Below are 3,590 nucleotides of genomic sequence, written 5' to 3'. Positions count from 1 at the left end.
GCCATGAAAAAGAAACCAAATGTAATGATCAAGGGAACAAAGGAAGGACTCACCCTTCATCTCAATGATCAATGTTCGTTTGATGATTTAAAGAAAGAGTTGGACGAAAAGCTGTCTGCGCATTACCGTGAAACCGAGGAAACCCCTTTGCTCACGGTTAATATCCAAACGGGTAACCGTTATCTGACAGTTGATCAAGTGGAAGAACTGAAGGAAATTGTCAGGCAAAAACGCAACCTGATTGTAAATGAAGTATGGAGTAATGTCGTCACAAAAAATGAAGCAGAAAAATTAATGAATGAAAGAAATATAGAAACGATTACAGGTGTTATCCGCTCAGGACAAGTAATCGAATCACCGGGGGATATGCTGATTGTAGGTGATGTGAACCCCGGCGGCAGAATCCTTGCAGGAGGGAATATCTACATATTGGGTGCTTTAAAGGGAATTGCCCATGCAGGCTGCACAGGAAAAGAAGAGGCTGTCATTGTTGCTTCGAAAATGCTCCCGTCTCAGCTTCGTATCGCAGACTGTTTAAATCGTTCACCTGATCGGCCGCTTGATGAAGATTCGCACGATATGGAATGTGCCTATATTGATGATCAAGGTCAGATCGTTGTCGACCGCCTGCAGGTATTGAAGCATCTTAGACCAAATATTACGAGTTTTAAAGGAGGAAGCTAATGTGGGTGAAGCCATAGTTGTTACTTCAGGTAAAGGCGGGGTCGGTAAGACGACTACTTCTGCCAATGTTGGTACAGCATTAGCTCTACAGGGGAAAAAAGTTTGTTTGATTGATACGGATATCGGTCTCAGAAACCTTGATGTTGTCATGGGGCTCGAAAACAGAATCATCTACGATTTAGTCGATGTCGTGGAAGGGCGCTGTAAAATTCATCAGGCTCTTGTAAAGGATAAACGGTTTGAGGACAAATTGTTCCTGCTGCCTGCAGCTCAGACAAGTGATAAATCAGCAGTGAATCCCGAACAGATGAAAAAGCTGGTTCAGGATCTAAAGCAGGACTATGATTACATCATCATCGACTGCCCTGCCGGAATCGAGCAGGGATACAAGAATGCAGTGGCAGGTGCGGACCGCGCCATTGTGGTGACCACTCCGGAAATCTCCGCTGTCCGTGATGCGGACCGCATTATCGGACTGCTTGAGAAAGAGGAAATCGAACCGCCTAAACTAATCATCAATCGGATACGCACACATATGATGAAAAACGGCGAAATGCTTGATGTGGACGAAATCACTGCCCATCTCTCAATCGACCTGCTGGGGATCGTAGCAGACGATGACAATGTCATCAAATCATCTAATAAGGGCGAACCGATCGCACTTGATTCGACAAGCAAAGCGTCTATTGCGTACCGGAATATCGCGAGACGAATCCTCGGGGAATCTGTTCCGCTGCAATCGCTTGAGGATAACAAATCAGGCGTCTTCACGAAAATTAAAAAGCTTTTTGGAGTCAAAGCTTAACAGATTAATAGAAATCAGAGAGCCGACAATGTCCATCCGGATATTGTCGGTTTTTTTGTTTTTTATCATACATCGTGCGAACTGTTTTGAGCCAGGCACAAATGAAGTGTTTTGAGCCAGGCACAAATGAAGTGTTTTGAGCCAGGCACAAATGAAGTGTTTTGAGCCAGGCACAAATGAAGTGTTTTGAGCCAGGCACAAATGAAGTGTTTTGAGCCAGGCACAAATGAAGTGTTTTGTTTTGAGCCAGGCACAAATCGACCGATCCCTTCAGACACCACTTCTGCCATTCACTCACAGCCGATTTTGTTTTCTTTCATGAATATTCCCTTCGGACAAGTCATACATTGTAGCATGTGAAAAAATCAGAATCGTTCGGCGATGAGCTGGACAATATTTTATAAAAAGGAATGGTGTTCATGGGGAATCGAGCGGATGAAATAAGAAAGCGGATCGCTAAAAGGAAGAAATTAAACAATACGACTTCTCAGCGTGGATACACGCAAAGTTCTTACCTTCTGCCGAGTGATGAAGAACGCTATGGATCAGAAAGGTATTCAAGTTTTGAAGGCGGGCCACCTCCGGAAGGATTTCACCCGTTATTTAAAAAAGAGACCTTCATGTTGAAAATTTTAGGTGCCGGCATTTTGGTACTGATTACAGCGATCATGTTTAAAAGCCCTTCTCCTGTTTTTGATGAAGCGAAGACGGTTGTGAACAGAACGATGGAAACCGAATTTCAATTTGCTGCAATCTCGTCCTGGTATGAGGATCAGTTCGGTAAACCTTTGGCATTACTGCCCGGAGGTACGGAGGATAAAGCCCCTTCTTCCGCTGTGACTGCCGATGAATATGCTCAACCCGCTTCCGGAAAAGTAGTAGAGAATTTTAAAACGAATGGTCAGGGCATCATGCTTGAAACTGAATTCGGAGAAGATGTGGCTGCGATGAAGGGAGGTCTGGTTATTTTTGCAGGAAAGAAGGATAAGCTCGGCAATACGGTTGTCATCCAGCACAAGGATAATTCGGAATCCTGGTATGGTCATCTTGAATCAATTGATGTGAATCAATACGAACATGTCGATAAAGGGTCTTCACTAGGGAAAGTTTCCACCAGCGGGGAAAGCGATGTCTCAGGGGAGTTTTATTTGGCTATTAAAATGGGTGATGAATTCATCGACCCGATACAGGTGATATCATTTGACTAATTTTACTTCAGTGTTAAAAAAACTTTATATTCACCCGCTGCTCTGGCTTGTCATGGCGATCGGCATAGCGACGGCTCATTTCCTCGAATTGATCATGCTGCTTTTCATCATAACCATTCACGAGTTGGGACATGGGATGACTGCTCAGCATTATTCGTGGAGAGTGAAAAGAATCGCGCTACTCCCATTTGGGGGAGTGGCTGAAATGGATGAACACGGGAACCGCTCGCTGCATGAGGAGTTCTGGGTGATTGTTTCGGGACCGCTTCAGCACGTCTGGCTCGTGGGAGCTGGATGGCTCCTGATGCAGGGAAGCTTCGTCAGTGAAGAGTTATTCACGCTCTTTTTTCAATTAAATCTGATGGTTCTGCTCTTCAATCTTCTTCCGATATGGCCGCTTGACGGCGGAAAGCTGATTTCATTATTGTTGTCGCTTAAATACAATTATCTTAAAGCATACGAAATAACGCTGATCAGTTCCTTGTCCCTGCTGATCATGTTTCATTTATCCATACTTGTCATTGCTCCGTTTCATTTGAATCTTTGGATTGTGTTATCCTTCCTCTATTTTTCATTGTGGATGGACTGGAAGCAGAGGAGGTATACTTTCATGAAGTTTCTGCTGGAACGTTATTATGGTAACAGTCATCAATTCGCCAATTTGAAACCTCTGCCCATCGAAGGAGAGGACACACTGTTAACGGTAGTGGAACGATTTCAGCGCGGTGTGAAGCATCCGCTTGTCGTACTTGAAAAAGGTACGGAAGTGGGGAAGCTTGATGAATATGAACTTCTCCATGCATTCTTTGCGGAAAAGATGACCAACGCCAAAACAAAGGATCTGCTCTACCTTTATTGACGAATGCCTAAAGACTGTATAAAGTAAATAATAG

Annotated in this window: 4 protein-coding genes; all 4 read left to right on the top strand. The window is 44.0% G+C overall.

Annotation, left to right across the window (positions count from 1 at the left end):
• Nucleotides 1-3 precede the first annotated feature (3 nt).
• The 4 genes from minC (at nt 4) to HP456_RS21125 (ending at nt 3,556) form a co-directional block, all read left to right on the top strand.
• A complete protein-coding gene (gene minC, locus HP456_RS21140) occupies nt 4-684 on the top strand; it encodes a septum site-determining protein MinC (RefSeq protein WP_172254794.1) in 681 nt (226 codons plus the stop codon).
• 1 nt (nt 685) lies between these two features.
• A complete protein-coding gene (gene minD, locus HP456_RS21135) occupies nt 686-1,489 on the top strand; it encodes a septum site-determining protein MinD (protein ID WP_172254793.1) in 804 nt (267 codons plus the stop codon).
• A gap of 419 nt (nt 1,490-1,908) precedes the next feature.
• A complete protein-coding gene (locus HP456_RS21130) occupies nt 1,909-2,697 on the top strand; it encodes a M23 family metallopeptidase (protein WP_172254792.1) in 789 nt (262 codons plus the stop codon).
• Nucleotides 2,690-3,556: a M50 family metallopeptidase gene (locus HP456_RS21125; RefSeq protein ID WP_172254791.1), complete on the top strand. Its 867-nt coding sequence runs from the start codon at nt 2,690-2,692 to the stop codon at nt 3,554-3,556. The genes HP456_RS21130 and HP456_RS21125 overlap by 8 nt, the downstream gene beginning before the upstream one ends.
• Nucleotides 3,557-3,590 lie beyond the last annotated feature (34 nt).

Source organism: Bacillus haikouensis, assembly GCF_013179555.1.
In the GTDB taxonomy this organism is placed as follows: domain Bacteria; phylum Bacillota; class Bacilli; order Bacillales; family Bacillaceae_B; genus Rossellomorea; species Rossellomorea haikouensis_A.
This window is presented reverse-complemented; position numbering and strand designations above follow the sequence as displayed.

What these genes read in the sequence shown, in the direction of transcription:
- minC (WP_172254794.1), top strand. Translation starts at nt 4, where the DNA reads ATGAAAAAGAAACCAAATGTAATGATCAAGGGAACAAAGGAAGGACTC.
- HP456_RS21130 (WP_172254792.1), top strand. Translation starts at nt 1,909, where the DNA reads ATGGGGAATCGAGCGGATGAAATAAGAAAGCGGATCGCTAAAAGGAAG.